The organism is Pseudomonas sp. UMAB-40 (assembly GCF_900095275.1).
Lineage (GTDB): Bacteria > Pseudomonadota > Gammaproteobacteria > Pseudomonadales > Pseudomonadaceae > Aquipseudomonas > Aquipseudomonas mandelii_B.
Genome location: NZ_LT607561.1, coordinates 69,454 through 94,312, shown reverse-complemented (window position 1 = coordinate 94,312; position 24,859 = coordinate 69,454). Strand labels below are relative to the sequence as shown.

The 24,859-nt window shown below is 58.7% G+C and carries 28 protein-coding genes; 17 read left to right on the top strand and 11 right to left on the bottom strand.

Features of this window, described 5'->3' with window-relative positions; all coding sequences use genetic code 11:
• Positions 1-691 precede the first annotated feature (691 nt).
• Together K0F88_RS16690 and K0F88_RS16685 are read left to right on the top strand one after the other, a co-directional pair.
• Entirely contained in the window at positions 692-2,941 is a 2,250-nt protein-coding gene (locus K0F88_RS16690; protein WP_257605260.1) for an S-type pyocin domain-containing protein, read from the top strand.
• Position 2,942: 1 nt separating this feature from the next.
• Positions 2,943-3,203: a bacteriocin immunity protein gene (locus K0F88_RS16685; protein ID WP_094469054.1), complete on the top strand. Its 261-nt coding sequence runs from the start codon at positions 2,943-2,945 to the stop codon at positions 3,201-3,203.
• A 41-nt stretch (positions 3,204-3,244) separates the two neighbouring features.
• On the opposite strand, the gene K0F88_RS16680 is transcribed toward K0F88_RS16685, so the two are convergent.
• The 5 genes from K0F88_RS16680 to K0F88_RS16660 all read right to left on the bottom strand — a co-directional run bounded on the left by K0F88_RS16680 (position 3,245) and on the right by K0F88_RS16660 (position 7,146).
• Positions 3,245-4,156, bottom strand: coding sequence for an SDR family oxidoreductase (locus tag K0F88_RS16680; protein ID WP_219095750.1), 912 nt, complete (start codon positions 4,154-4,156; stop codon positions 3,245-3,247).
• A gap of 110 nt (positions 4,157-4,266) precedes the next feature.
• Positions 4,267-5,169 (bottom strand): alpha/beta fold hydrolase, encoded by a 903-nt coding sequence (locus K0F88_RS16675; RefSeq protein WP_094469056.1) that lies wholly within the window; start codon positions 5,167-5,169, stop codon positions 4,267-4,269.
• Positions 5,169-5,951, bottom strand: coding sequence for a class II aldolase/adducin family protein (locus K0F88_RS16670; RefSeq protein WP_219095749.1), 783 nt, complete (start codon positions 5,949-5,951; stop codon positions 5,169-5,171). The genes K0F88_RS16675 and K0F88_RS16670 overlap by 1 nt, the downstream gene beginning before the upstream one ends.
• Positions 5,952-6,083: 132 nt before the next feature.
• Positions 6,084-6,770: an LrgB family protein gene (locus tag K0F88_RS16665; RefSeq protein ID WP_219095748.1), complete on the bottom strand. Its 687-nt coding sequence runs from the start codon at positions 6,768-6,770 to the stop codon at positions 6,084-6,086.
• Positions 6,760-7,146: a CidA/LrgA family protein gene (locus tag K0F88_RS16660; RefSeq protein WP_094469059.1), complete on the bottom strand. Its 387-nt coding sequence runs from the start codon at positions 7,144-7,146 to the stop codon at positions 6,760-6,762. Before K0F88_RS16660 ends, K0F88_RS16665 begins: the two co-directional genes overlap by 11 nt.
• A 96-nt stretch (positions 7,147-7,242) precedes the next feature.
• On the opposite strand from K0F88_RS16660, the gene K0F88_RS16655 reads away from it, so the two are divergent.
• Positions 7,243-8,139 carry a LysR family transcriptional regulator gene (locus K0F88_RS16655; RefSeq protein ID WP_219095747.1) on the top strand — a complete coding sequence of 299 codons (897 nt, stop codon included), beginning with the start codon at positions 7,243-7,245 and terminating at the stop codon, positions 8,137-8,139.
• On the opposite strand, the gene K0F88_RS16650 is transcribed toward K0F88_RS16655, so the two are convergent.
• On the bottom strand, positions 8,120-8,575 hold the full coding sequence (locus K0F88_RS16650) for a flavodoxin (RefSeq protein ID WP_219095746.1): 456 nt from the start codon (positions 8,573-8,575) through the stop codon (positions 8,120-8,122). The genes K0F88_RS16655 and K0F88_RS16650 overlap by 20 nt on opposite strands.
• 102 nt (positions 8,576-8,677) lie before the next feature.
• Between K0F88_RS16650 and K0F88_RS16645 the strand changes: the two genes are divergently transcribed.
• Together K0F88_RS16645 and K0F88_RS16640 are read left to right on the top strand one after the other, a co-directional pair.
• Entirely contained in the window at positions 8,678-9,157 is a 480-nt protein-coding gene (locus K0F88_RS16645; protein WP_094469062.1) for a PAS domain-containing protein, read from the top strand.
• Positions 9,158-9,211: 54 nt separating this feature from the next.
• Positions 9,212-9,817 (top strand): hypothetical protein, encoded by a 606-nt coding sequence (locus K0F88_RS16640; protein ID WP_010463228.1) that lies wholly within the window; start codon positions 9,212-9,214, stop codon positions 9,815-9,817.
• A gap of 2 nt (positions 9,818-9,819) precedes the next feature.
• On the opposite strand, the gene K0F88_RS16635 is transcribed toward K0F88_RS16640, so the two are convergent.
• Positions 9,820-10,779, bottom strand: a complete 960-nt coding sequence (locus K0F88_RS16635; RefSeq protein WP_094469064.1) for a MerR family transcriptional regulator — start codon at positions 10,777-10,779, stop codon at positions 9,820-9,822.
• A gap of 207 nt (positions 10,780-10,986) precedes the next feature.
• Here K0F88_RS16635 and K0F88_RS16630 point away from each other — a divergent pair, with 207 nt between their 5' ends.
• From K0F88_RS16630 to K0F88_RS16600, 7 genes are all read left to right on the top strand, one after another.
• On the top strand, positions 10,987-11,556 hold the full coding sequence (locus K0F88_RS16630; RefSeq protein ID WP_219095745.1) for an antibiotic biosynthesis monooxygenase: 570 nt from the start codon (positions 10,987-10,989) through the stop codon (positions 11,554-11,556).
• Between the two features lie 127 nt (positions 11,557-11,683).
• Entirely contained in the window at positions 11,684-12,394 is a 711-nt protein-coding gene (gene folM / locus K0F88_RS16625; protein ID WP_219095744.1) for a dihydromonapterin reductase, read from the top strand.
• Between the two features lie 22 nt (positions 12,395-12,416).
• On the top strand, positions 12,417-12,992 hold the full coding sequence (gene folE / locus K0F88_RS16620) for a GTP cyclohydrolase I FolE (RefSeq protein ID WP_219095743.1): 576 nt from the start codon (positions 12,417-12,419) through the stop codon (positions 12,990-12,992).
• Between the two features lie 2 nt (positions 12,993-12,994).
• Positions 12,995-13,366 (top strand): dihydroneopterin triphosphate 2'-epimerase, encoded by a 372-nt coding sequence (folX, locus tag K0F88_RS16615; RefSeq protein WP_008000591.1) that lies wholly within the window; start codon positions 12,995-12,997, stop codon positions 13,364-13,366.
• A 68-nt stretch (positions 13,367-13,434) separates the two neighbouring features.
• Positions 13,435-13,731 carry a DUF1244 domain-containing protein gene (locus tag K0F88_RS16610; protein ID WP_095129425.1) on the top strand — a complete coding sequence of 99 codons (297 nt, stop codon included), beginning with the start codon at positions 13,435-13,437 and terminating at the stop codon, positions 13,729-13,731.
• Positions 13,724-14,062 carry a HopJ type III effector protein gene (locus K0F88_RS16605; RefSeq protein WP_219095742.1) on the top strand — a complete coding sequence of 113 codons (339 nt, stop codon included), beginning with the start codon at positions 13,724-13,726 and terminating at the stop codon, positions 14,060-14,062. The genes K0F88_RS16610 and K0F88_RS16605 overlap by 8 nt, the downstream gene beginning before the upstream one ends.
• Positions 14,063-14,241: 179 nt before the next feature.
• Positions 14,242-15,498 (top strand): aspartate aminotransferase family protein, encoded by a 1,257-nt coding sequence (locus K0F88_RS16600; RefSeq protein WP_219095741.1) that lies wholly within the window; start codon positions 14,242-14,244, stop codon positions 15,496-15,498.
• A 91-nt stretch (positions 15,499-15,589) separates the two neighbouring features.
• On the opposite strand, the gene trxB is transcribed toward K0F88_RS16600, so the two are convergent.
• Positions 15,590-16,552: a thioredoxin-disulfide reductase gene (gene trxB, locus K0F88_RS16595; RefSeq protein WP_010463259.1), complete on the bottom strand. Its 963-nt coding sequence runs from the start codon at positions 16,550-16,552 to the stop codon at positions 15,590-15,592.
• Positions 16,553-16,868: 316 nt separating this feature from the next.
• On the opposite strand from trxB, the gene cysZ reads away from it, so the two are divergent.
• Both cysZ and K0F88_RS16585 read left to right on the top strand, forming a co-directional pair.
• Entirely contained in the window at positions 16,869-17,621 is a 753-nt protein-coding gene (gene cysZ / locus K0F88_RS16590) for a sulfate transporter CysZ (RefSeq protein WP_219095740.1), read from the top strand.
• A gap of 40 nt (positions 17,622-17,661) precedes the next feature.
• The gene (locus tag K0F88_RS16585; protein WP_219095739.1) at positions 17,662-18,861 is read left to right on the top strand and encodes a glycosyltransferase family 1 protein; all 1,200 of its coding nucleotides are present in this window, start codon (positions 17,662-17,664) and stop codon (positions 18,859-18,861) included.
• A gap of 136 nt (positions 18,862-18,997) precedes the next feature.
• On the opposite strand, the gene K0F88_RS16580 is transcribed toward K0F88_RS16585, so the two are convergent.
• From K0F88_RS16580 to K0F88_RS16570, 3 genes are all read right to left on the bottom strand, one after another.
• On the bottom strand, positions 18,998-20,101 hold the full coding sequence (locus K0F88_RS16580) for an NADH:flavin oxidoreductase (RefSeq protein ID WP_076028629.1): 1,104 nt from the start codon (positions 20,099-20,101) through the stop codon (positions 18,998-19,000).
• A 217-nt stretch (positions 20,102-20,318) separates the two neighbouring features.
• A complete protein-coding gene (locus K0F88_RS16575; RefSeq protein ID WP_219095738.1) occupies positions 20,319-20,801 on the bottom strand; it encodes a glutathione peroxidase in 483 nt (160 codons plus the stop codon).
• Between the two features lie 122 nt (positions 20,802-20,923).
• Positions 20,924-21,409 carry a peptidylprolyl isomerase gene (locus K0F88_RS16570; RefSeq protein ID WP_045061434.1) on the bottom strand — a complete coding sequence of 162 codons (486 nt, stop codon included), beginning with the start codon at positions 21,407-21,409 and terminating at the stop codon, positions 20,924-20,926.
• Here K0F88_RS16570 and K0F88_RS16565 point away from each other — a divergent pair.
• From K0F88_RS16565 to K0F88_RS16555, 3 genes are read left to right on the top strand one after another with little or no spacing between them, the layout of a single operon-like run.
• Entirely contained in the window at positions 21,378-21,716 is a 339-nt protein-coding gene (locus tag K0F88_RS16565; RefSeq protein WP_094469150.1) for a DUF3565 domain-containing protein, read from the top strand. The two genes, K0F88_RS16570 and K0F88_RS16565, sit on opposite strands and share 32 nt — an antisense overlap.
• 60 nt (positions 21,717-21,776) lie before the next feature.
• Positions 21,777-23,876, top strand: a complete 2,100-nt coding sequence (pta, locus tag K0F88_RS16560) for a phosphate acetyltransferase (RefSeq protein WP_219095737.1) — start codon at positions 21,777-21,779, stop codon at positions 23,874-23,876.
• The gene (locus K0F88_RS16555; RefSeq protein WP_219095736.1) at positions 23,877-24,779 is read left to right on the top strand and encodes an acyltransferase; all 903 of its coding nucleotides are present in this window, start codon (positions 23,877-23,879) and stop codon (positions 24,777-24,779) included. It begins immediately after the preceding gene.
• The last annotated feature ends 80 nt before the right edge of the window (positions 24,780-24,859 follow it).

Here is a 24,859-nt window from a genome sequence, read left to right as displayed (position 1 = left end):
CAGCGCTGTGGCTGGCCCCGCCCCCCGTAGCAGCTGCCGAGCAGCGCGAGGCTGCGTTCGGCTGCGAAGCAGTCGTGAATCAGCCAACGCGGTGCGTCAGGAGATTTGTATATGCAGGTTTGCGACTGCTGCGCAGCCTCGCGCTGCTCGGCAGCTGCTACAAGGGACGAGGCGCGGCGGACTATTGCTCAGACTGCAACAGTGCATGTCGCGAATCGCTATTTTTCCTTTGGGCTCAAGACCTTATTCTTGCCGGGCTTTCACGGTGCACAGCCAGGAAGCGCGAAACGATGGTGTGTGATGAGCCCACGCCATTGGCGACAGAATCCAGATGAATCGACGCTTTATCGATTGATCGCCCTGTGTTCACTGACGTTGATTTGTAGCTCCTTGATCCAACGTCTTACTTTGGCCGCTGCGTTTGCAGCGGCCTTTTTTATGGGCGACATTCCTACAAGATATTTCCTATAACAACATAAGAAATATCTCTTTACGCGAAAGACAATCCTGCCTTTATTCCTGCCTCATCGAAATTTCTCGCTGCTTTATATGTAAGGTCTGACGCAAGTCTCGGACCCAGATTTCCTACTTCTGTTGTAACTTTTAATGGCACGACGCAATAACCGACAACCATTTTTTAATGGCTGACTGGCAACACGTCATCCATATGCACATTCAAAAGGATATGAATATGCAAAAGCCTCCAAGGCCAGGTTCTCTTGATATTCGCACGCCCATCCATACGATAGGCGTTGCTCCGGACCACATGACACCCGCGCCTCTAACATCAAACATTGTCACAACGGGTCCACACGGGCACGGAATACCTGTTTATTACCAAAATCTCAATACCATTAAAGCCACCTCCCAAGCGCTGGAGCAGGAATATCAAACCAAGTCCAGTCAACTGCCACAAAGTATTGAAACTGAACTCGCCGCCACACGGCTTGAGGGTCCAACTGATCCGCTTCCGCCTGTGCAATCGATAATTCGCGAGTTGGACGCACGAATCAGACTCACCGCTCGGAAAACTGCTGAGCTCCACGACAAAACAGCTGTTGCCCATTCTTTTTATGGAGGAGATCCATTTAACAGACACATCAACGAGTTCATGAAGAAAGCCACAACTATAGAAAATAGGCCGGTGCCGAACGGCGTTGCCATGCAGGCGCTGTTTCAGTCCCTTCGGGCAGCTCACGATGCAAGATTGTTGGCTCAAGGCCTTGAGTTACTTAGACAGCAAAATGTCAATGTGCAGAACTTTCTGAGTGCTGTGCAGGCCAATGAGCAAGCCCAGAGAGTTGCTGCAGAGTTGGTGCGCGTAAATGAGGAAGCAGCAGCTCGGGCTCGAGAACAAGCGCGACTTGCAACATTGGAAAAAGCGCGGCGGGTGGCTACTGAGCAAGCTCGGGTTGCGGCGCAAGCAGCGGCGCAGCAGGTCGCTGCGGAACAGGCTCGTCTTGAAGCGAAAGCTCAGGCTCAAGAACAGGCACGTATTGCAGCATTGAATACAGCCCTGGCCGAGGCTGAGTCTAATGCGAAAGCAGCTGCTCAGCATTTCGCAGCCGAACAGGCTCGTCTCCAAGCTGAAATGGAACAGCAAATCGAGCAGATACAAAGGCAGCTAGAGACGGAAAGACAGCGTCTGGAGACTCGCCTCAAAGTCATTGATTCAGCTACTGCCGTGGCTCAACGCCACGTTCAACGGGTGAATCTGATAGTTCAGCAATTGAAGGAAAGGCAAGCGCAAGAGCGCGAGCGGCAACAGGCTCGTCTGGCGGCAGAGGATGAGACTCGACGAAAACTTGAGCAAGCCCGCCTCTTGGGGTCAGAGGAAACGGAGGCTAGGTGGCAAAGCCCTACGTTTGCCAATGTCGGTTCGACCGCAGCATTCGGTCCAGCATTTACCGGCACGACCGGGACCATCGGCAATAGCCCTGCGACCTCTCTGGCGTTAAAGACCGCGCTTCGCACAGCCGTATCCGCTGTCACCGCAACTCTTGCGATAGCAGCCGCTCCAGTTCTCGTAGGATTCGCCGCCCTTTTCGCTCCATCACGGCTAGGTAACGGTGATCTGTTTTCTGTCAGTGTTCCGCTGTCAGAACTTTCGCCAGTTCCAACTGCCCATCTGTACGAACAAGCAGTCGCCGGGGGAACAATCGACCTGCCGGTTACCCTCGGTTCGAAGTCAATAGGTCATAGGGTTGAGATCGTCGTTGTCACCACAGACGGCGTGACAGTTCCCGCCAGTGTGCCGGTGAATCTGGCCCACTTTGATGCTGGCAAGAATGTTTACGTATCGGGCAGCACTGTCGCCAACGGTCCAGTTATCACCTGGACACCGTTGGTGGAACCCATAAACCCGTCGACTGATTTTCCGCTGACCGAGACAGATCTGCCGATTTATGAAGGCGCTACTGTCACTCCCAACACCGGACGAGTCGATCCATTTCCAGAGCTGGATCGCTACGGGTTTGGTGGTTTTATTACCGTCTTTCCAATCGACTCCGGCATTCCTCCGATTTTCACGCTGTTCAGGGATCGACGGCAGGACCCTGGAATTGCCAGCGGGAATGGAGAGTTCGTTTCAGGAATCTGGCTGGGGACGAGATCGCTGTCGGGAGGCGCGCCGATTCCCAAGCAGATTGCGGATCAACTTCGGGGGCGGGAGTTTTCGAATTTCAGAGCGTTCAGGGAAGCGCTCTGGAGAGCGGTTTCAGACGATTTGGAGCTGGCGACACAATTCAATGCCAACAATGTTCAAGAAATGAGTAACGGCCGAGCCCCTTTTTCTCGTAAAGCGGACAGATTAGGTGGCCAAGTAAAACTTGAGCTACACCATGTGAACCAAATTTCAAAAGATGGCGAGATATATGACATGGACAATATCCGAATCGTCACCCCGAAACGACACTCAGAAATACACAATGGAGATAAATGACATGAGCCTCTTTGACCTCTCCGACTACAGCGAAACAGATTTCCTTGAGTTCGTTTCCAGAATCTGCCAATCAGAATACCCGACAGAGAAGGAACAGATTGATGCAGTACTTTTGTTTGAAGAACTAACAGAGCACCCCGACGGATCCGACTTGATTTACTACGCAGATTCAGACGAAGACTCAACACCTGAAGCTATCGTTGCGAAAGTTAAAGCTTGGCGAAACATAAACAGCAAACCAGGCTTCAAACCCGAAGAATAAACATAAGGGAGCAAGCATTCATGCTTGCTCCCCTTACACTTTTAAATCGAATACTTCTGCAAATTCCCCATCATTTCTTTCAGCGCCTCAATATTGTCCTTCGGATGCGCCGCCCCTTCGAAATCACAAATCTGCTGCCAATGCGCCGCCACGTCTTCCGGCGAGAAGCCCACTCGCGGATCAAACCCGGCGCCCAGGCTGCGTTCCCAGCGCACCTTGCCCATCCAGCCGCCGCCGACTTCAAACAACCCGGAAGTTTCCTGGCAATTCTCGCTGGCCAGGTACACCACCAACGGGCTCACCAGTTCCGGCTTGAGTTGCTCGAACACTTGCGGCGGAATCAGGCCTTCGGTCATGCGAGTGCCGCCGGTGGGCGCGATGGCGTTGACCAGGATGTTGTTCTTGCGACCTTCAATGGCGAGTGTGCGGGTCAGGCCGTAGAGGCCGAGTTTGGCCATGCCGTAGTTGGACTGGCCGAAGTTGCCGTAGATGCCCGAGGTCGATGCGGTGAAGATCACGCGGCCGTAGTTTTGCTCGCGCATGTGCGGCCAGGCGGCGCGGGTGACTTTGTAGGCGCCTTCAACGTGGACGCGATAAACCAGGTCCCAGTCGGCGTCGTCCATTTTGTGGAAGGTCTTGTCGCGCAGGATCCCGGCGTTATTGACCACGACATCGATGCGGCCGAAGGCGTCGAGAGCATGCTGAACGATTTTGTCGCCATCGGTAACGGAGTCGTGGTTGGCTTCGGCGATGCCGCCCGCCTCACGGATCTCCGCCACTACGCGGTCTGCTGCCGACGCGTTAGCGCCTTCCCCTTGAGCCGAGCCGCCGAGATCATTGACCAGCACTTTTGCGCCCTGTTTGGCGAACAGCAGCGCGTGAGCCCGGCCCAGGCCGCCGCCGGCACCCGTGACGATCACAACTTTATCTTCGAAGCGCACAGACTCATTCATGGGGGAACTCCAGCAGACCAGGGACAATAAGTCCGAGTGTCAGGCACCAGGCTGCTGGTCACAATAAACAAAGGTAGAGCTGAATGGTGCCCGATAAGGCTGGGGGATAGTCAGGAACAGGCGGCCCTGCGCGGCGGAGAAACCAGCCGTTCCCGAAACTCCAGGTAATGCTTGAGCACCTGCGCCGGCGCTTCGGTCTGTGGGTAATGGCCAATATCGGGCAACAGCACCGTGTCCGGGTTGGGGACCAGTTCCCGATAACGCTTGACCATGTGCGCGCCGGAAATTGGATCGACTTCACCATCGATGACCCGCAACGGGACTTCACCACGCTGCATGGCGTTGACCCAACGCTCGCGCTGGACGCGCCGCTCAGGAATATAAGCGATGAGCTTATGCATGATTCGCGGGCCGTTATTGCTGCCGATCAGGCCCCAGAAATCATCCATCTCGCTTTCGGTGGGCCGGGTTTGCGGACCAAATATCTGCCGGAAACTTTTCACCAGTCCGTCGCGGCTAAAGGCTCGCCCGATCATCCAGCCCAAGGGGCTGAGCAGCAGTTTTTGCATCAACACCGGGCGATGGGTTTCAGGAAACAGGCCACCGTTGAGGAATACGCAACTGGCGATATCGATGCGGGTTTCGTAATGCCGGGCCAACAATTCCTGAGCCACGCTGTCGCCGTAATCGTGGGCCAACACATGCACCGGCTGCTCGACATTCAGGTGCGCGAGCAACGCCTGTTGCAGATCGGCCTGCTCCAACAGGCTGTATTCGTGGTTGACCGGTTTGGCCGAGTCGCCGAAGCCGAGCATGTCGCAGGCAATTACCCGATAGCGTTGCGCCAGCGGTTGCCACAAGTAATGCCAGTCCCAACTGGCGGTCGGGAAACCGTGGATGAGCAGCAGCGGCTCACCCTGCCCCGCCGTCCAGTAACGGATGGTCTGGCCACGGAATACGAACGTCTGGCCGCGTTTGCGCCAGACACACAAGGGGATCTCGGCAAGTGCCATTAGAGTTTATAACCCGGGTCTTGTTGATCGAGTTTGCGCAGCAACGCCGGCCAGGCCAACGCGCCGCCCATCCCTTGAGCACTTTTGGTCACGCCGGCGATCATCGCCTTGGCGCCCGCCAGAATCTGCGGCTCGATAGCAATCAGCTCGGCGCCACCGTTCTGCGCCAGCACCTGGATATCGCAGGCGCGCTGGAAGGTGAACATCATCAGGAATGTGTCGGCTATGGTGCTGCCACAGGTCAGCAGGCCGTGGTTGTGCAGCATCAGGAAATTGTTTTCACCCAGGTCGGCTTGCAGGCGCGCCTTCTCTTCATGGTTCAAGGCAACGCCTTCGTAGGCGTGATACGCCAGGCTGGACAGCACAAACAATGACTGCTGACTGATCGGCAGAATGCCCTGTTTTTGCGCCGACACCGCGACACCCGCAGCAGTGTGGGTGTGCAGCACGCAGACCACGTCATGACGCACTTCATGCACGGCGCTGTGAATGGTGTAACCCGCTGGGTTGATTTCGTAAGGGCTGTCCATCAGCTTGTTGCCGGCCTGATCAACCTTGACCAGGCTCGACGCGGTGATCTCGTGAAACATCAGCCCGAACGGGTTGATCAGGAAATCTTCGGTGCCCGGCACCTTGGCCGAGATGTGCGTAAAGATCAGATCGTCCCAACCATGCGAGGCAACCAGACGATAACAGGCAGCCAAGTCGACGCGGGTCTGCCACTCGGCGGCACTGACCTGGTCTTTGACACTCTGGGGGGATTGGACGGGAGCAACTTTCACGGCAAGGACCTCCTGTTCTTATTGTTTTACTGTCGTTACAGCAGTCTAGTCAGCCCCCGGATTTCGTGTAGTTGCATTGGCAGCCAGCTTGATGGCCTAACGAGTCAGTTCAGAAGAAAGCCTGGATCCATGTCAAAGGACCGCCGCCAACAAGGGCGCGGCAAACAGGTTCAAAAGCCCTGTCAGAACCATGACAAGCCCCGCAACCGAGCCTTCCTCACCGCCCACTTCATGGGCTCGACTGACGCCGGCTCCGTGCGCGCCAACGCCAAACAACGCGCCACGCGCAAGGGCACTGCGCAAGGGCAGCCACTTCAGCAGAATGCCGCCAAGCATCGCCCCGAACACCCCAGTGAACATCACGAACACCGCCGTCAGTTCCGGCACGCCACCGAGGTCGTGAGCCAGCGGCATGGCAAACGGCGTGGTGATGGAACGTGGCACCAGCGACATCGTCACCGAACTGTCCAGCGCCAGCGCCTTGGCCAGCCCGAACGAGGTGCCGATGGACGCCGCACTGCCCGCCAGCATTCCGAGCAACAACGCCGACCAATGCCGCATCAGCATCTGCCGCTGTTGCCAGATCGGCACCGCGAACGCGACGGTCACCGGCCCCAGCACCAGCATCAGCCAATGGGTGTTGCTTGAATACTCGGCATACGCGGTGTGCAGCGGCACCGCGAGGGCCAGCAGCAGGGCCGGAACCAAAATCAGCGGCGACAGCAGATAACGCCCAGTGCGACGGTAGATCCAGCGACTGAATAAATAGGCCGAGAGGGTGAAGGCCAGCCAGAACATCGGCATCAGCTCAAGCTTCATGGGACCTCCTCAACCGCACCACCCCTTCAACGGTAAACGCGGTGACCAGCATCACCATCAGCGTACTGACGCCAATCACCAGCAGAATCCGCCAACCGTCTTGGCGCATCAACCCGCCGTAATCGAGCAGGCTCATCAGTGCAGGAATAAAAAACAGCAGCATCTCGGCCATCAACAGGCCGGCTCCCATTTGCAACGCCGCCGGTTTGATCCCGCCAACCGCGAAGGCCAACAGCAACAGCGCCATGCCGATGACACCACCCGGGATCGGCCAGGAAAACCCTGCGGCAATTTCGCAGCCGAGCAGGTAGATGCCGAGCAGCACGGCCAGTTCAGCGGTCAATCGAGCCAGGCGTTTGAAGGTTGATGCATTCATGGTTTCAGTCCTCACAGGTGCTCATTTTACGGAGCGGGCTGCTATCCCCGAAACGAATTGTTAGACTCGGCTCTATTCCAATCTGGAATCAGGCGCATGGAATTCAAGCAACTACGCAGCTTCGTCGAAGTGATGCACCAAGGTGGTTTCACTCAAGCCGCCAAGACCCTGCACATCAGCCAATCGGCGGTCAGCAAGCAAGTCGCCCAGCTGGAACAGAGCCTGGGCACACCGCTGCTCGAACGTCTGGGTTCCCAGCTTCGCCTGACCGCCGCCGGCAGCGTGGTGCTGCAACGGGCCGAAGGCATGCTGCGGCTGCGCAACGAGTTGCTCATCGAGTTGGACGATTTGAGCCAACTGGCTCGAGGGGAATTGCGTCTGGGACTGCCGCTACTGGGCAGTGATGCGCTGTTCGCCGGGCTGTTTGCCGAGTACCGGCGGCGCTACCCGAACATCAGCATTCAGTTGCTGGAGGGCGGTAGCCTGAACATCGAACAGGCGGTGTTGAGCGGTGAGCTTGAACTCGGTGGCAGTCTGTTGCCGAAGGATCCGCAGTTCGCCTTTCAGCCTTTCTGTGACGAGCCGCTGGATGCGCTGCTGCCCGCCGATCATCCCCTGGCGACGAAGTCGGTGATCGGATTGGAGGAATTGGCCGATACGCCGTTCCTGCTGTATCAGCGCAGCTTCGTGCTCAACGACCGGTTGCTGCAGGCTTGTCATCAGTTGGGGTTCACACCCAAGGAAGGTGGGCGCAGTGGCCAGGCGGATTTTCTTGCGGCACTGGTGGCCGCCGGCCAAGGCGTGGTGCTGTTGCCCAGCGTGGTGGCGCGTGGGCTGGTGCGACCAGGCGTGGTGCGCCTGACCTTGAATGCCCCGAGTTATTTGCGCTGGGACATTGCCTTTATCTGGCGTCAGGGTGCGTACCTGTCTAAAGCCGCACAAGCCTGGCTCGCCCTGCTGCGCGAGCGGCCGGTCAGCCCCGCAGCGCGCTGATCAACTCTGCCAGCCAGGGCTCGGCGTCGGTTTCCGGGGTCACGCTTTCGCTGGCGTCCAGGCGCAGCATCGGCAGCACTTCACGCAGGCCCAGTTCGCCGAACAACTCACGCATCTGCTCGCCGCCCCCGCAGAACGTATCGCCATAACTTGCATCGCCCAGGCCGATCACCGCCCCTGGCAAACCGCGCCAGGCCGCAGGCAATTGGTCACGGATCATCGAATACAGCGGTTGCACGTTGTCCGGCAACTCACCCATGCCAGTGGTCGACGTTACCGCCAGAAAGGCTTCCGGGCCGAAGGCCTGGACATCGGCGAGCGTTGCCCGCGGGTTGTGCCAGGTTTCGAAACCCGCTTCTTTTAAAAGAGTGGCGGCGTGGCGGGCAACTTCTTCTGCCGTGCCGTACACCGAGCCGGAAATGATGGCAACTTTCATCAAACTGATCCTGAAGCTGAGTAAAAGACACAGATATTAACAGCACAGCCTTATTTGATCTTTTAGAATGCTGCCCTCAACCCACTCGGAAAGGATTCTCCGATGATCAACGCTCAATTGCTTCAAATGGTAATCAACGCTTCCAACGACGGCATCGTGATTGCCGAAAAGGAAGGCGAACAAGACAACATCCTGATTTACGTAAACCCTGCGTTTGAGCGCCTGACGGGTTACACCAGCGAAGAAATCCTCTATCAGGACTGCCGTTTCCTGCAGGCCGGCGACCGGGATCAAAAAGAAGCCCTCACCGCGATTCGCGAATCGTTGACCCGTGGCGGCTCCTGCCGGGAAATCCTGAGAAACTACCGCAAGGATGGCACCCCGTTCTGGAATGAACTGTCCCTTTCTACAGTGAAGAACCCAAGCGATGGGCAAACTTATTTTGTCGGCGTGCAGAAAGACGTTACGGTGCAGGTCAAGGCACAGCAGCGGGTTGCGCAACTGGAAGCACAATTGGCTGAGATGCAAGCCGAGCTTGCCGCACTGAAAGCGACGAACGGCGAAAACAAAACGGCGAATTAATTGTCATTAACTACAATCACCGATGACTTTGTAACTTTTTCTTTCGAGTTAGCCATGCAACGCGACGCACTCCTGACACAGGATGAGCTGGATTTCATCCAGACCATGCAACACAACCCGCAACTCAATGTGCGGGATGCGACGTCGAGTCTGCTCGTCAACGGTGGATCGCAAATCCGTGATTTGCTCACGCGCCTGGCGGCCCATGAGCAAGTCACCATCCAGGCCAACTTCGAAAACCAGCAAATGACCTTTCCTCTGCACCTGGTGGAAGACGAATTTCATGCGCTGCATTTGCGCTTGGGTGTGCCGAGTATTTATGAAGACGGGCCGATGGTACGACCATGGCGCCTGACGCTTGAAGAGCCGGTGGCACTGGAAAATGCCAAAGGCCAACCCGGCACAATGTGGGTGCATGAAATATCGTTCAAAGGGGTTTTGCTGGAAGTTCGCAACAAGACCAAACCGCCCAAACACTTCGCGTTGTGGTTCAGCCCGTCAGGCTATGAGCGAATTGCATTGCGCGGCACTTTTGAGCGCGAAACCGAACAAGGTTTCTACGCCTACGAACTAAGCCAGAGCGACAAGGACGAGACCGAGCGACTGCGTCAGTACATCCTTCAGCAACATCGTCTGACACATCCCGCCCTGCACATCTGATCTCAGGTATCCAGGTTTCCTGCCAGGAACTGTTTCAGACGCTGACGCATCACCATCCCCTCATTCCCCAGACACCCGATCGACGATCCGGCCAGGCTGTCCTGTGCCAGGTCCGACGCATCGCCGGCCAGCAGCAACTGACAATCCAGGCTCAAGGCCAGTCGATTAAGACGTCGAGGCAACTCGGGGGCCGGCGCGTGATTGGACACCAGCACCAGTGCCGTGGGCTTGATCCGCTCGCAAACCAGGGTCAACTCGTCGAAGGGCTGACCGATCGCCAGCAATTGAATGGCCGAGTCGACACTGCTCAGGTACAGCGCCGTGACCAGCACTTCGAGTTCATGAGCCTGATCGGCCAAGGCGCAGACAATCACGCGTCGCGGTTGCATGACGCGCACCAGCAACATGCGCTGCAACACGCGGGAACGCAGGAAACCATCCAGAAAAAGCCATTCGCTGGTCTGACCGAACGCGTCATGGCGCTGCAGCATCAGCTTCCAGATCGGCATCAGGATGTCCTGGAACACCACTGTCAGAGGGTAACTGGAAAAAATCTGTCCATACACTTGCTCCAGCTTAACCTCGTCAAACGCCGTCACCGCCACCTGAACCTCCTGCTGCCACTGGGCGTAGTCGGCCTGAACGAGTTCGTCGGGAATGATTTTCGCCAGGGCTTTGAGCGGCTCGGTCTTGGCCAGTATCTTGCCGACCTTGCTCACTGCAACGCCGCGGTCGATCCAGCCGAGAATGCTGCGGACCTTTTCAATATCCGCCATCGAGTACAGCCGATGCCCGCTTTCGGTGCGTGTGGGCTGGATCAGGCCATATCGCCGCTCCCATGCCCGCAACGTAACGGGGTTGATACCCGTCAGGCGCGCCACTTCACGGATGGGAAACAGCTCTTCCTGTTCCAGTGCAGCTCCTCGCTGCAAAACTGGGAGACTTTCAGTCAGGACAGGCATGTGGCAATTAACGTCCGCGCAAAGTTGGATCCCATTCTAACTCTTCCACCCCATGCCTGTTCAAGGCTGAAAAACGACGATGTCGCTGGTGTATACGTCAGAATCAGGAATAATCCTTGCTTGTCTCAAGACGCAGCCCATCACCCCGGCGCTGCGCCTGGCGAAACTCCTACCCGGAGTGACGCGTCTGTTATACGGAGATACACCATGTCTACCTCACCCGTCACGCTGATGGTTGCACGCCGCGTCGCCGATGGGCGTTATCAGGACCTGATGGCCTGGTTGCGCGAAGGCGAACAACTGGCCACCGACTTCCCCGGTTATCTCGGCTCAGGCGTGCTCGCCCCGCCGCCCGGCGATAACGAATTCCAGATTATTTTCCGCTTTGCCAACGAGCAAACCATGCACGCCTGGGAGCATTCCGCTTCGCGAACCGCATGGCTGGCGCGCGGCAGCGATCTGTTTGCGCATAAGACGGAACATCGCGTGAGTGGCATTGAAGGCTGGTTCGGTGCGGTCGGCCAGCGCCCACCCCGCTGGAAGCAGGCCGTGGCGATCTGGCTGGCATTCTTTCCGGTTTCGCTGCTGTTCAATTTTGTATTGGGGCCGTTGCTCGGCGACATGAGCCTGCTGCCGCGCGTGCTCATCAGCACCCTGTGCCTGACGCCGTTGATGGTCTACTTCTTCATTCCGCTGTCGACCCGCGTGCTGGCCAGCTGGCTGAACAGCACTCCGGCGCGGCCGTTGCCCGTAGAACCCACCCCTCAAAACCACTGATCTCAATGTGGGAGCGAGCCTTTGTGGCGAGGGGATTTATCCTCTCGCCACAAAGGCTCGCTCCCACAATAGGTGTACGTCGCTGCGCGCTGGTATAGTTTTGCTCTTACCGCGACGCGAGCCGTTCATGACCTCTTCCGCAGCTCCGATCCTCATCACCGGTGCCGGCCAGCGTGTCGGCCTGCACTGTGCGCAGCGTTTGCTCGAAGACGGCCATTCGGTGATCTTCAGCTACCGCAGCGAACGCCCCGGCGTGCAGACATTGCGCGACCTGGGCGCCACTGCGGTATTTGCCGACTTCTCCACTGAGGCGGGGATCCTCGCGTTCATCACTCAACTGAAAACCCACACCGACAACCTGCGAGCCATTGTCCATAACGCTTCCGAATGGCTGGCCGAAACCCCGGACACGGACGCCGAGGCCTTCACCCGCATGTTCAGCGTGCACATGCTGGCGCCCTACCTGATCAACCTGCACTGTGCCGACTTGCTCGAACGCTCAAGCCCCGCCGACATCGTGCACATCAGCGATGACGTTACCCACAAGGGCAGCAGCAAACACATTGGCTACTGCGCCAGCAAAGCCGGGCTCGACAGCCTCACCCTGTCCTTCGCCGCGAAATACGCGCCGACAATCAAGGTCAACGGTATCGCGCCAGCCCTGCTAATGTTCAATCCCGACGACGACGCTGCGTACCGCGCCAAGGCCCTGGCCAAGTCCGCGCTGGGCATCGAACCCGGCAGCGAAGTGATCTACCAGAGCCTGCGTTATTTGCTCGACAACCCTTATGTCACCGGTACGACCCTGACCGTCAACGGCGGACGGCACATCAAATAAGCGGCCCCCGCGAGGATGTTCCATGACGTTATCCCTGCACCAGAACGCCCTGTCCCAGAGTTATCGCGAAATTCTCATCAATCTCGGTGAAAACCCCGACCGCGAAGGACTGCAAGACACCCCGGTTCGCGCGGCCAAGGCCATGCAGTACCTCTGCCATGGCTACGACCAGAGTGTCGAAGAGATCGTCAACGGCGCACTGTTTGCGTCAGACACCGACGAGATGATCATCGTCGCCGACATCGAACTGTATTCGTTGTGCGAACATCACCTGCTGCCCTTCATCGGCAAGGCCCATGTGGCTTATATTCCGACGGGCAAGGTGTTGGGCCTGTCGAAGATCGCGCGGCTGGTGGACATGTTCGCCCGCCGCCTGCAGATACAGGAAAACCTCACCCGGCAGATCGCCGAGGCGGTGCAACAGGTGACCGACGCGGCCGGTGTCGCGGTGGTCATCGAAGCCAAGCACATGTGCATGATGATGCGCGGCGTCGAGAAACAGAATTCGACCATGAACACCTCGGTGATGCTCGGCGCCTTCCGCGAGTCGAGCAACACCCGCCAGGAGTTCCTGCAATTGATTGGACGGAGCAAGTAGCAATGCCACAACTTCAACCAGGAATGGCACGCATCCGGGTCAAGGACCTGTGCCTGCGGACCTTCATCGGGATCAACGAGGATGAAATCCTCAACAAGCAGGATGTGCTGATCAACTTGACCATCCTGTATGCCGCTCAGGAAGCGGTGCGTGACAACGACATCGATCACGCGCTGAATTACCGGACCATCACCAAGGCGATCATCGCCCACGTGGAAGGCAATCGCTTCGCCCTGCTCGAACGCCTGACCCAGGAAATCCTCGATCTGGTGATGGCCAACACGTCGGTGCTGTACGCCGAGGTTGAAGTCGACAAGCCCCACGCCCTGCGATTCGCCGAGTCGGTGTCCATTACGCTTGCAGCGAGCCGCTGAGCACGTCTGGCGCATTGTCCGTCAGACTTTTATCATCCGCGCCACGATTGGATTGCACAGAGCCCGCCATGAACGATCAACAACGCCTGGAACTTGAAGCCGCCGCCTTTCGCCGGCTGGTCGCCCACCTGGACAGCCGCAAGGACGTGCAGAATATCGACCTGATGAACCTCTCGGGTTTCTGCCGCAACTGCCTGTCCAAGTGGTACAAGGCCGCCGCCGATGAACGCCAGATCGAGGTCAGCCTCGATGACGCCCGCGAAGTGGTTTACGGCATGCCTTACGCCGAGTGGAAAGCCCAATACCAGCAAGAAGCCAACGCCGAACAACAAGCGGCGTTCGCCAAAGGAAAACCCAATGAGTGATTTGAATACCCTGCGCGCCAGCCTCAAGAGCGGTGAACATGTTTTCGCCGACACCCTGGCGTTCATCGCTGCGGGTTACGACTACCAGCCTCAGGCTTTCAACAACGGTGGCGTGGAAAACGCCGCCGGGCAGAACGAAGGTTCGTGCAAGACCCTGGGCCTGGCGCTGCTGGAAGGCCTGAGCGATGAAGAGACGCTGCTGGCCTTTGGCGAGCATTACCGCTCGGTGGTGGCCACGCCTGAAGGCAACGACCACGGCAACATTCGCGCGTTGATTACGCACGGGCTGGCCGGGGTCACATTCACCCAACAGCCGCTGACTCGACGCTGATAACACCCCTGTGGCGAGGGACCTTGCTCCCTCGCCACAGGTTACGCTTTGCCTGCCCATCTCTTATTCGCACACATCCCGACTTTTAAGATTGACCCGGCCACTTTATTTCGTTTGCCCCAAACCACTGCTCACGGCTTAGATAAAAAGAAGCCTCCCTTCTTCAGAGTCGGTCATCCATGAGCAGCGAAACCATCAGCCAGTCGATCAACGTCGTTCATCCTGTCACGCTCAGCCACGGCAAAAATGCCGAGGTGTGGGACACCGATGGCAAACGCTACATCGACTTTGTCGGCGGCATCGGCGTACTGAACCTCGGCCATTGCCATCCGCGCATTGTCGAGGCCATTCGCGAACAAGCCACCCGGCTGACTCACTACGCGTTCAACGCTGCACCGCACGAGCCCTACATCGAACTGATGGATCGTCTGACCGCATTCATGCCGGTCGACTACCCAGTCAGCGGCATGCTCACCAACAGCGGCGCAGAAGCGGCGGAAAACGCCCTGAAGATCGTGCGTGGCGCCACTGGTCGCACTGCGGTCATCGCGTTCGACGGCGCCTTCCACGGCCGTACCCTGGCCACACTCAACCTCAATGGCAAAGTCGCGCCTTACAAGCAGAAAGTCGGTGTGCTACCGGGGCCGGTGTTCCATTTGCCGTACCCGAGCAAGGACAACGGCGTGACCTGTGCCGACGCCTTGAAAGCCATGGATCGACTGTTCAGTGTCGAGATCGACGTTGAAGATGTGGCCTGTTTCATCGTCGAACCGGTACAGGGCGAAGCGGGCTTCCTGGCGATGGACGTGGCGTTCGCCCAAGCACTGCGCACGTTCTGCGATGAAAAAAACATTCTGCTGATCGCCGATGAAATCCAGTCCGGCTTCGGCCGCACCGGCGAGCGTTTTGCCTTTTCGCGGCTGAGCATCGAGCCGGACCTGATCCTGCTGGGCAAAAGCATCGCCGGCGGTGTTCCACTGGGCGCGGTGGTCGGGCGCAAGTCGCTGCTCGACACCTTGCCCAAAGGTGGACTGGGCGGCACCTATTCTGGAAACCCCATCGCCTGCGCCGCCGCATTGGCGACGCTGGATGAAATGACGGATGCCAACCTGCACGCCTGGGGCGCACAACAGGAAGAAGCGATTGTCAGCCGTTACGAGTCCTGGCGCGCAAGCAAGCTTTCACCGTACCTGGGTCGTTTGACCGGCGTCGGTGCAATGCGCGGTATCGAACTGACCCATGCCGACGGCTCCCCGGCCTCCGCGCAGTTGACGCAACTTCTGAGTCTGGCGCGAGACGCGGGTTTGCTGCTGATGCCCAGCGGCAAGTCGCGCCACATTATTCGGCTACTGGCACCGTTGACGACTGAGGCGATAGTGCTGGAGGAAGGCCTGGATATTCTTGAGGCGTGTCTGAAGAAACTGATCCGAATATAAAGTCCCTGTAGTCCCACAGGGGTTTGTGTTGACCGCACTTTCTGTGGGCACAAAAAAACCGGCCGAAGCCGGTTTTTTCATTTCAACGATTTCAGAACTTGGCATTCTGCAGGTCGTCGAGGTAACGCTCGGCATCCAGTGCCGCCATGCAACCGGCACCGGCCGAGGTGATGGCCTGACGGTAAACGTGGTCAGCCACGTCACCGGCAGCGAAGATGCCTTCGACGCTGGTGGCCGTTGCGTTGCCGTCGCGGCCGCCCTGCACAACCATGTAGCCGTCTTTCAACGTCAGCTGGCCTTCGAACAGCGAAGTGTTCGGGGTGTGGCCAATGGCGATGAACACGCCGTCGACTTTCAGCTCGTCAAAGCTGCCATCGTTGTTCTTCAGGCGGGCACCGGTGACGCCCATGTTGTCGCCCAGGACTTCGTCCAGGTTCGCGTTCAGCTTCAGGATGATCTTGCCTTCGGCAACGCGGGCATTGAGCTTGTCGATCAGGATCTTCTCGGCGCGGAAGGTTTCGCGACGGTGAACCAGGGTCACGGTGCTGGCGATGTTGGCCAGGTACAGCGCTTCTTCGACAGCGGTGTTGCCGCCACCGACCACGGCCACTGGCTTGTTGCGGTAGAAGAAACCGTCGCAGGTTGCGCAGGCCGATACGCCTTTGCCCATGAACGCTTCTTCCGATGGCAGACCGAGGTAACGCGCGCTGGCGCCGGTGGCGATGATCAGGGCGTCGCACGTGTAAGTCGCGCTGTCGCCGATCAGGGTGTACGGCTTGGCAGCGAAGTCCACGGCATTGATGTGATCGAAAACGATCTCGGTTTCAAAGCGCTCGGCGTGCTCTTTCATGCGGTCCATCAACGCCGGGCCGGTCAGGCCGTGGACGTCGCCCGGCCAGTTGTCGACTTCGGTGGTAGTGGTCAGTTGACCGCCGGCCTGCATGCCGGTGATCAGCAGTGGCTTGAGGTTGGCACGGGCGGCATAGACCGCGGCGCTGTAACCGGCAGGGCCGGAACCGAGAATAATCACTCGCGAATGACGGACTTCAGACATGACCTGCTCCTGTTGACCGGCCTGGAACACCTGGCGCGGAACGCCGGGTTGCCGGCGGGAATAAAAAAGGACCGTTGAAAGCACTTGGGGAAGGCTTGAACTCGACAGTCCTGTAAAAAGAATGGGTGCAGCGTATCGAGGGGGCGAAGATTAAGGAAATACGGTTTAACAATCCAGCTCATAGGTGGTCTCTATCCCGTCACACTGAATATAGAGACGCCTTTGTTACAGTTGATGTCGATGCTTCGACCGCGCTTTCGCCTGTCAGGCAAAGCCGGTAAGGTCGGCGCGTTTCCCCCTCTGCTCGGAGCACGTTATGCCCGCCCCTGTTCTGTCCGGCCCGCAATACCTGCGCGAAGGCCTCAAGCTGGTTTTGAGCCCCAGCCTGCGTTTGTTCGTGTTGTTGCCCCTGGCGATCAACCTCGTGCTGTTCGTCGGATTGATCTACCTGGCCAGCCATCAATTCAGCCTGTGGGTCGATACGCTGATGCCATCCCTGCCCGACTGGCTGAGTTTTCTCAATTACGTCCTCTGGCCGATTTTTGTCGTGCTGGTGGTTCTGATGGTGTTTTTCACCTTCACCATGCTCGCCAACGTCATTGCCGCGCCGTTCAACGGCTTCCTGGCGGAGAAGGTCGAAGTGGTGGTGCGGGGCACCGATGACTTCCCGGCGTTCAGTTGGGGCGAACTGATCGCCATGATCCCGCGCACCCTGTCCCGTGAAATGCGCAAACTTGGCTACTTCCTGCCGCGGGCAATCGGGTTGTTCATTCTCTCGTTCATTCCCGTGGTGAACATCATCGCCGCGCCGCTGTGGCTGCTGTTCGGGGTGTGGATGATGGCGATCCAGTACATCGACTACCCGGCGGACAACCACAAGCTGGGCTGGAACGAGATGCTCGCCTGGCTGCGGCAGAAGCGTTGGCAGAGCATGAGTTTTGGCGGGATCGTGTATCTGGTGCTGCTGATACCGGTGGTCAACATCCTGATGATGCCGGCGGCTGTGGCGGGTGCGACCCTGTTCTGGGTGCGTGAGCGCGGCGCAGAGAATCTGGTCACCCAACGCTGACACCGTCACAAATCCATCATCGAAACGCCACAATGACGACATGCCCCCAGCCGACACTGGGGTCATGACGACAGCTCTGCATATCACCCTGATCACCGAAACCTTCCCACCGGAAATCAACGGCGTGGCCAATACCCTCGGCCGCTTGTGCGATGGCTTGCGCGCGCGCGGGCATCAGGTCGAACTGGTGCGGCCGCGTCAGGGCTGCGATCAGCTGGCGGCCAGTAGCGATGAATTGTTACTGTGTCGCGGCTGGCCGTTGCCGGGCTATCCGGGTTTGCAATGGGGTCAGTCGTCGATGCACAAGCTGCTGCGGCGCTGGAAACGCCATCGCCCGGACGTGCTCTACATCGCCACGGAAGGGCCGCTGGGATTGTCGGCGTTGCGGGCGGCGCGGCGTTTGGGGATTTCAGTGGTCAGCGGCTTTCACACCAATTTTCAGCAGTATTCCAATCAGTACGGGCTCGGCTTGCTGTCGCGCTTGCTGACTCATTACCTGCGCTGGTTTCACAATCGCTCGACGCTGACGTTAGTGCCGAGCATCAGCCAACGAATGGAACTGGAGCGGCGTCATTTCGAGCGTCTGGCGTTGTTGTCCCGAGGGGTCGACAGCCAATTGTTTCATCCGGTGAAACGCCTGCAATCCTTACGCGAACAGTGGGGGCTCGCCGAGAAGGACATCGCGGTCATCCACGTAGGACGCCTGGCGCAGGAGAAAAATCTTGGCTTGCTCAAGCGCTGTTTTGACGCGATGGAGGCCACTTATCCACAGCGCAAATTGAAGTTGATCGTGGTCGGCGACGGGCCGCAGCGAGGTTTTTTGGAGAAGGAACTGCCTGACGCAATTTTCTGCGGTTCACAACGTGGCGAAGCATTGGCCAGTCACTATGCGTCAGCGGATGTATTTCTGTTTCCGAGCTTGACCGAAACTTTCGGCAATGTAGTGCTTGAAGCGCTGGCCTCGGGATTGGGCGTGGTGGCCTACGATCAGGCTGCTGCGGCTCAACACATTCGCCACGGCTACAACGGCGTGTTGGCGATGCCGGGGGACGAAGAGGCGTTCTGCGATGCCGCGACGTGGTTGTTGGAGGAGCGCGAAACCTTGCGTTGCGTGCGGCTCAATGCGCGCCAGCATGCTAGTCGTCAGGGCTGGGCGGCGATTATCGAGCAGTTTGAGGGGCAGTTGCGAGGGGCTTGTGTCAGGGAACAGGGGGTTCCTGGTGCAGCATCCTTACCCTGAATCTTTGGTGACATTGAGTCAGTCTTCGCGGGCAAGCCCGCTCCCACAGGATTTTGTGGTGATCACATAATTTGGTGAACACCCCGCCACACTGTGGGAGCGGGCTTGCCCGCGATAAGGCCCGACCAGTCGCCGCTTAAACCAGCGTCATCAACGCCTCACGGCTGAACGGCAGGATGTCTTCCTCACGACCATCACGCACTTTCTGCGCCCAGTCCGGGTCGACCAGCAGCGCACGCCCTACCGCCACCAGATCGAACTCGTCGTTGTTCAAGCGCTCCAGCAGTTTTTCCAGGCTGGCCGGCTGCGCGATCTTGTCAGTGTTGACCATGAACTGCAGGAACTCGCCATCCAGGCCAACGCTGCCCACGGTGATGGTCGGCTTGCCTGTGAGCTTGCGGGTCCAGCCGGCCAGGTTCAGCTCGGAACCGTCGAACTCCGGCTCCCAGAAACGGCGCGTCGAACAGTGGAAAATGTCCACGCCGGCGTCGGACAGCGGCTTGAGAAACTCCCCCAGCGCCTCCGGTGTTTGCACCAGGCGCGCGGTGTAATCCTGCTGCTTCCACTGCGAGAAACGGAAGATGATCGGGAAGCCTTCGCCGACGGCTGCACGCACCGCCTGAATCAATTCGATGGCGAAACGCGAGCGGTTGGCCAGGCTGCCACCGTATTCGTCGGTGCGCTGGTTGCTGCCTTCCCAGAAGAACTGGTCCACGAGGTAGCCGTGGGCGCCGTGGATTTCCACACCGTCCATGCCGATGCTTTGGGCGTCTTTAGCCGCCTGGGCGAACGCGGCGATCACGTCCTGGATATCTTGTTGAGTCATGCCGTGAACCACGACCTGACCGTCCTTCAGTTTCTCCGACGGACCGTAGCCCGGCACGCTGGCATCTGGCTCGGTGCCGATGCGGCGCACGCTGCCCACATGCCACAACTGCGGAACGATCTTGCCGCCCTCGGCGTGGACCGCGTCGACCACTTTCTTCCAGCCCGCCAGCGCGGCTTCACCGTAAAAATGCGGCACGTTCGGGTAGCCGTTGGAGGCCTTGTGCCCGACGGTGGTGCCTTCGGTGATGATCAGGCCGACGCCGGCAGCGGCGCGACGACGGTAGTACTCGATCACTTTCGAATTGGGAACGCCGCCCGGCGAAAACGAACGGGTCATCGGCGCCATGACGACGCGGGTCGGCAGTTCGAGGGTGCCGAGGTGGAACGGTTTGAACAGGGCTTTGACTGGCATGGGACGCTCCACGTGATAAGACTTTATGACGGCGATAATATGGAGCGAAGAATGGATTGAACAGCACTATTGATTGCAGTGATTAAGATCTAAAAGGTAAGACGTACTGTAGGTGCCGGCTTGCTGGCGATGGACTCGATAACACCGCGGAGGGTCAGGCTTTCCGCGTTATCGTTGACGACCATCGCCAGCAAGCCGGCTCCTAGAACGGGGGATTTCAGCTCAGCGCTTTTTCAATCGCATGGATGACCGTCGGATCATCCGGCGCTGTGCGCGGCGAGAACCGCGCCAACACACGGCCGTCCTTGCCCAGCAGGAATTTTTCGAAGTTCCAGGTGATGTCCCCCGGAAACTCCGCGCCCTCGCCCGCCAACAGACGGTACAGCTGATGACGATCGTGACCGTTGACTTCCAGCTTGCTGGACAACGGAAAGGTCACGCCATAGTTGAGGCTGCAGAATTCCTGGATCTCTTGCTCGGTGCCCGGTTCCTGCCCGGCAAACTGGTTGCACGGCAAGCCCAGCACACTGAAACCCTGGCCTTTGTACTTCTGGTAAAGGTTTTCCAGTGCCGCGTACTGTGGGGTCAAGCCACATTTGGAGGCGACGTTGACCACCAGCACGACGTTCCCTTTAAAGGGCGCCAGCGGTAGCTCCTGTCCATCCAGGGCTGTCAATTTAAGGTCGTGAAAAGCACTCATGACGAACTCCAGATTCCCGTGTTCTACTCGAAACAGCCACTTGGCGTTGTCGCCAGGGACAGCCGCGGACTAAAAAGGCGCCCTCGGGCGCCTCTCCAGTTCTCTGAGCTTAGCGCAGAAAATCAGTGGTGATGGCCACCTTCGCCATGGACGTGACCATGAGCGACTTCTTCCTGGCTGGCGTCACGGATGTCGATGATCTTGACCTGGAAATTCAGGCGCTGACCGGCCAACGGGTGGTTGCCGTCGACAGTCACGTCGTCGCCGTCCAGATCGCGGATGGTGACGATCTGCATCTGGCCGTCCGGCGCGGAAGCGTGGAACTGCATGCCCACTTCCAGTTCGTCGACGCCTTCGAACATGCTGCGGCTCAGGGTGCTGACCAGTTCGGCAGCGTATTCGCCGTAGGCATCTTCAGGTTCAACGGCTACGGTCAGCTCGTCGCCGACTGCTTTGCCTTCCAGCGCCTTTTCCAGGCCCGGGATGATGTTACCTGCGCCTTGCAGGTAGACCAGCGGCGCGCCGCCGGCGGAGCTGTCGATGACCTCACCAGCGTCGTTGGTCAGGGTATAGTCGATGGAGACAGCCTTATTGGCGGCGATCAGCATGGGGCGAGACCTTTTGCATAAGAATGAAGAAAGGCCAAGTTTAGCGAAGCAATCGTCCGAAAGCGAACACAACCCGGACAGACGGATCGCGGCGAAAGACTCGACGGTCACCGGTTTCCATCAGGATGAGGACGGGCATTGGGTGGCCGAGCTTTCCTGCGGCCACACCCAGCACCTGCGTCACCAGCCACCGTGGCAATCGCGCGCCTGGGTCCTGGACCCCGCGCAACGTATTGAAAAAATAGGCCAGCCCTTTGATTGCGGTTGGTGCGCACAAGGCTCGGTTAGCGATAACCTTGGCGACTGAATTTCGGTAGATCGTCAGATATAGATGATCGCCATTGCCATGCACCCTTAGAGAATCCGCATGCAAACTTTTTTTATCGCGCCCACCGATTTTGGTGTGGGTCTGACCTCCATCAGCCTCGGGCTGGTGCGCACCCTTGAGCGCGCCGGCCTCAAAGTCGGCTTTTTCAAACCGATTGCCCAGCCGCACCCGGGTGACACCGGGCCTGAACGTTCCACTGAACTGGTGGCCCGCACTCACGGTTTGAAACCGCCGCAGCCGCTCGGTCTGGCCCACGTCGAGCGCATGCTCGGCGACGGTCAGCTGGATGAGCTGCTCGAAGAAATCATCACCCTTTATCAGCAAGCGGCCGTCGGCAAGGACGTGCTGATCGTCGAAGGCATGGTCCCGACCCGCAGCGCCAGTTACGCCGCGCGGGTCAATCTGCATTTGGCCAAGAGCCTGGATGCCGAAGTGATCCTGGTCTCGGCACCGGAAAACGAAGTGCTGACCGAACTGTCTGGCCGGGTGGAATTGCAGGCGCAATTGTTCGGCGGCCCGAAAGACCCGAAAGTCCTCGGCGTGATCCTCAATAAGGTCAAGACCGATGAAAGCATGGAGGCCTTCGCTTCGCGCTTGAAGGAGCATTCGCCGTTGCTGCGCAGCGGTGATTTCCGCTTGCTCGGCTGCATTCCATTCCAGCCGGAATTGAACGCGCCGCGCACCCGCGACGTCGCTGATCTGATGGGCGCGCAGATTCTCAATGCCGGCGATTACGAAACCCGGCGCATGACCAAAATCATCATCTGCGCCCGCACCATGCGCAACACCGTGGAGCTGCTCAAGCCCGGCGTGCTGGTGGTGACGCCCGGCGATCGCGACGACATCATCCTCGCCGTCAGCCTCGCCGCCATGAACGGCGTGCCCCTGGCCGGCCTGTTGCTGACCAGCGACACCCTGCCCGACCCGCGCATCATGGACCTGTGCCGGGGCGCGTTGCAGGCAGGCTTGCCGGTGTTGTCGGTGAGCACCGGCTCCTACGACACCGCCAACCAGTTAAACGGTCTGAACAAGGAAATCCCGATCGACGACCGCGAACGTGCGGAGATCATCACCGACTTCGTTGCCAGTCATCTGGATGCCAACTGGCTGCACCAGCGTTGCGGCACCCCGCGTGAAATGCGCCTGTCGCCCGCGGTGTTCCGCTATCAATTGATCCAGCGCGCCCAGGCCGCCAACAAGCGCATCGTCCTGCCTGAAGGCAGCGAGCCGCTGACCGTACAAGCGGCGGCGATCTGTCAGGCGCGCGGCATCGCCCGTTGCGTGTTGCTGGCGAAACCGGAAGACGTCGAGGCCGTCGCCCGCGCCCAGGGCATCGAGCTGCCGCCGGGGCTGGAGATCCTTGACCCGGACCTGATTCGCGAGCGCTACGTCGAGCCGATGGTTGCGCTGCGCAAAAGCAAAAGCCTCAACGCCCCGATGGCCGAGCAACAACTGGAAGACACCGTAGTGATCGGCACCATGATGCTGGCGCTGGATGAAGTCGACGGCCTCGTCTCCGGGGTCATTCACTCCACCGCCAACACCATCCGCCCGGCCCTGCAGCTGATCAAAACGGCACCGGGCTGCACGCTGGTGTCGTCGGTGTTCTTCATGCTGTTTCCCGAAGAAGTGCTGGTCTACGGCGACTGCGTGATGAACCCGCACCCAAGCGCCAGCGAACTGGCCGAGATCGCTCTGCAAAGCGCCGACTCGGCAGCCGCATTCGGCATCACCCCGCGTGTGGCGATGATCAGCTACTCCAGCGGTGAATCGGCCAGCGGCGAAGAAGTCGAAAAGGTTCGCGAAGCGACGCTGCTCGCCCACGAACAGCAGAACTCGCTACTGATCGACGGCCCGTTGCAATACGACGCCGCCGCCAACGAAACCGTGGCTAAGCAACTGGCACCGAACAGCCAGGTCGCCGGGCGCGCCACGGTGTTCGTGTTCCCCGACCTGAACACCGGCAATACCACGCACAAAGCCGTGCAGCGCAGTGCCGATTGCGTCAGCCTCGGGCCGATGCTGCAAGGCCTGCGCAAACCGGTGAACGACCTGCCGCGCGGCGCGCAAGTCGATGACATCGTGTACACCATCGCGTTGACCGCGATTCAAGCTGCCAACCGACCTATGGATCTTTAAATGCTGGCTTTTCTACCTGCCGCCGTGCGCGGCGTGATTGCATCGTTGTTGCTGGCGTTAAATACCATTCTGCTTTGCTCGTTTTTGTTCTGCGTGGCGATCATCAAGGTGTTGCCCTTTGCCCTCACCCAGCGCTTCTCGCTCTGGTTGATGAGCCACACCCATGAAGCCTGGATCAGCAACAACAAGGCCTGGATGAACCTGGTCTGCCGCACCCGCTGGCACCTCAGCGGCCTGCAAGGGCTGGACTATAAGCACTCGTACCTGATCACCAGCAACCACCAGAGCTGGGTGGACATCATGGTGTTGCAGTACGTGCTCAACCGTCGCATCCAGCCGCTGAAGTTCTTCCTCAAACAGGAACTGATCTGGGTGCCGGTGATTGGCCTGGCCTGGTGGGCGCTCGGTTTTCCGTTCATGAAGCGCTATTCCAAGGCCTACCTGGAAAAGCACCCGGAGAAGAAAGGCAAAGACCTGGAAACCACCCGTAAGACCTGCGACAAGTTCCGCAATAATCCGGTGGGGATTTTCAATTTCGTCGAAGGCACGCGCTTTACTGAGGGCAAGCACGCGCAGCAGAAATCACCGTTCAAGTATCTGCTCAAGCCCAAGGCCGGCGGCATTGCGTTTGTGCTGGATGCGATGGGCGAACAACTTGAGTCGATCGTCAACGTGACCATTCACTACCCGGCCGGGCGTCCCGGTTACTGGGATCTGCTGTGCGGGAATGTGAAGGATGTAGTGGTGCATTTTCAGGAGCTGAAGATTCCGCCGCAGTTCATTGGCAAGAACTACGACCAGGACGGGGAGTATCGGTTGCAGTTTCAGGGTTGGATCAATCAGCTTTGGTTAGACAAGGATGCACTGCTGGAGCAATTGCATCGGGAGTATCCGGCGAAGTAATCAGGCGCCTGTACCGGCCTCATCGCTGGCAAGCCCGCTCCCACAGGTTTTTATGGTGGACACATCTACCGCGTACGACT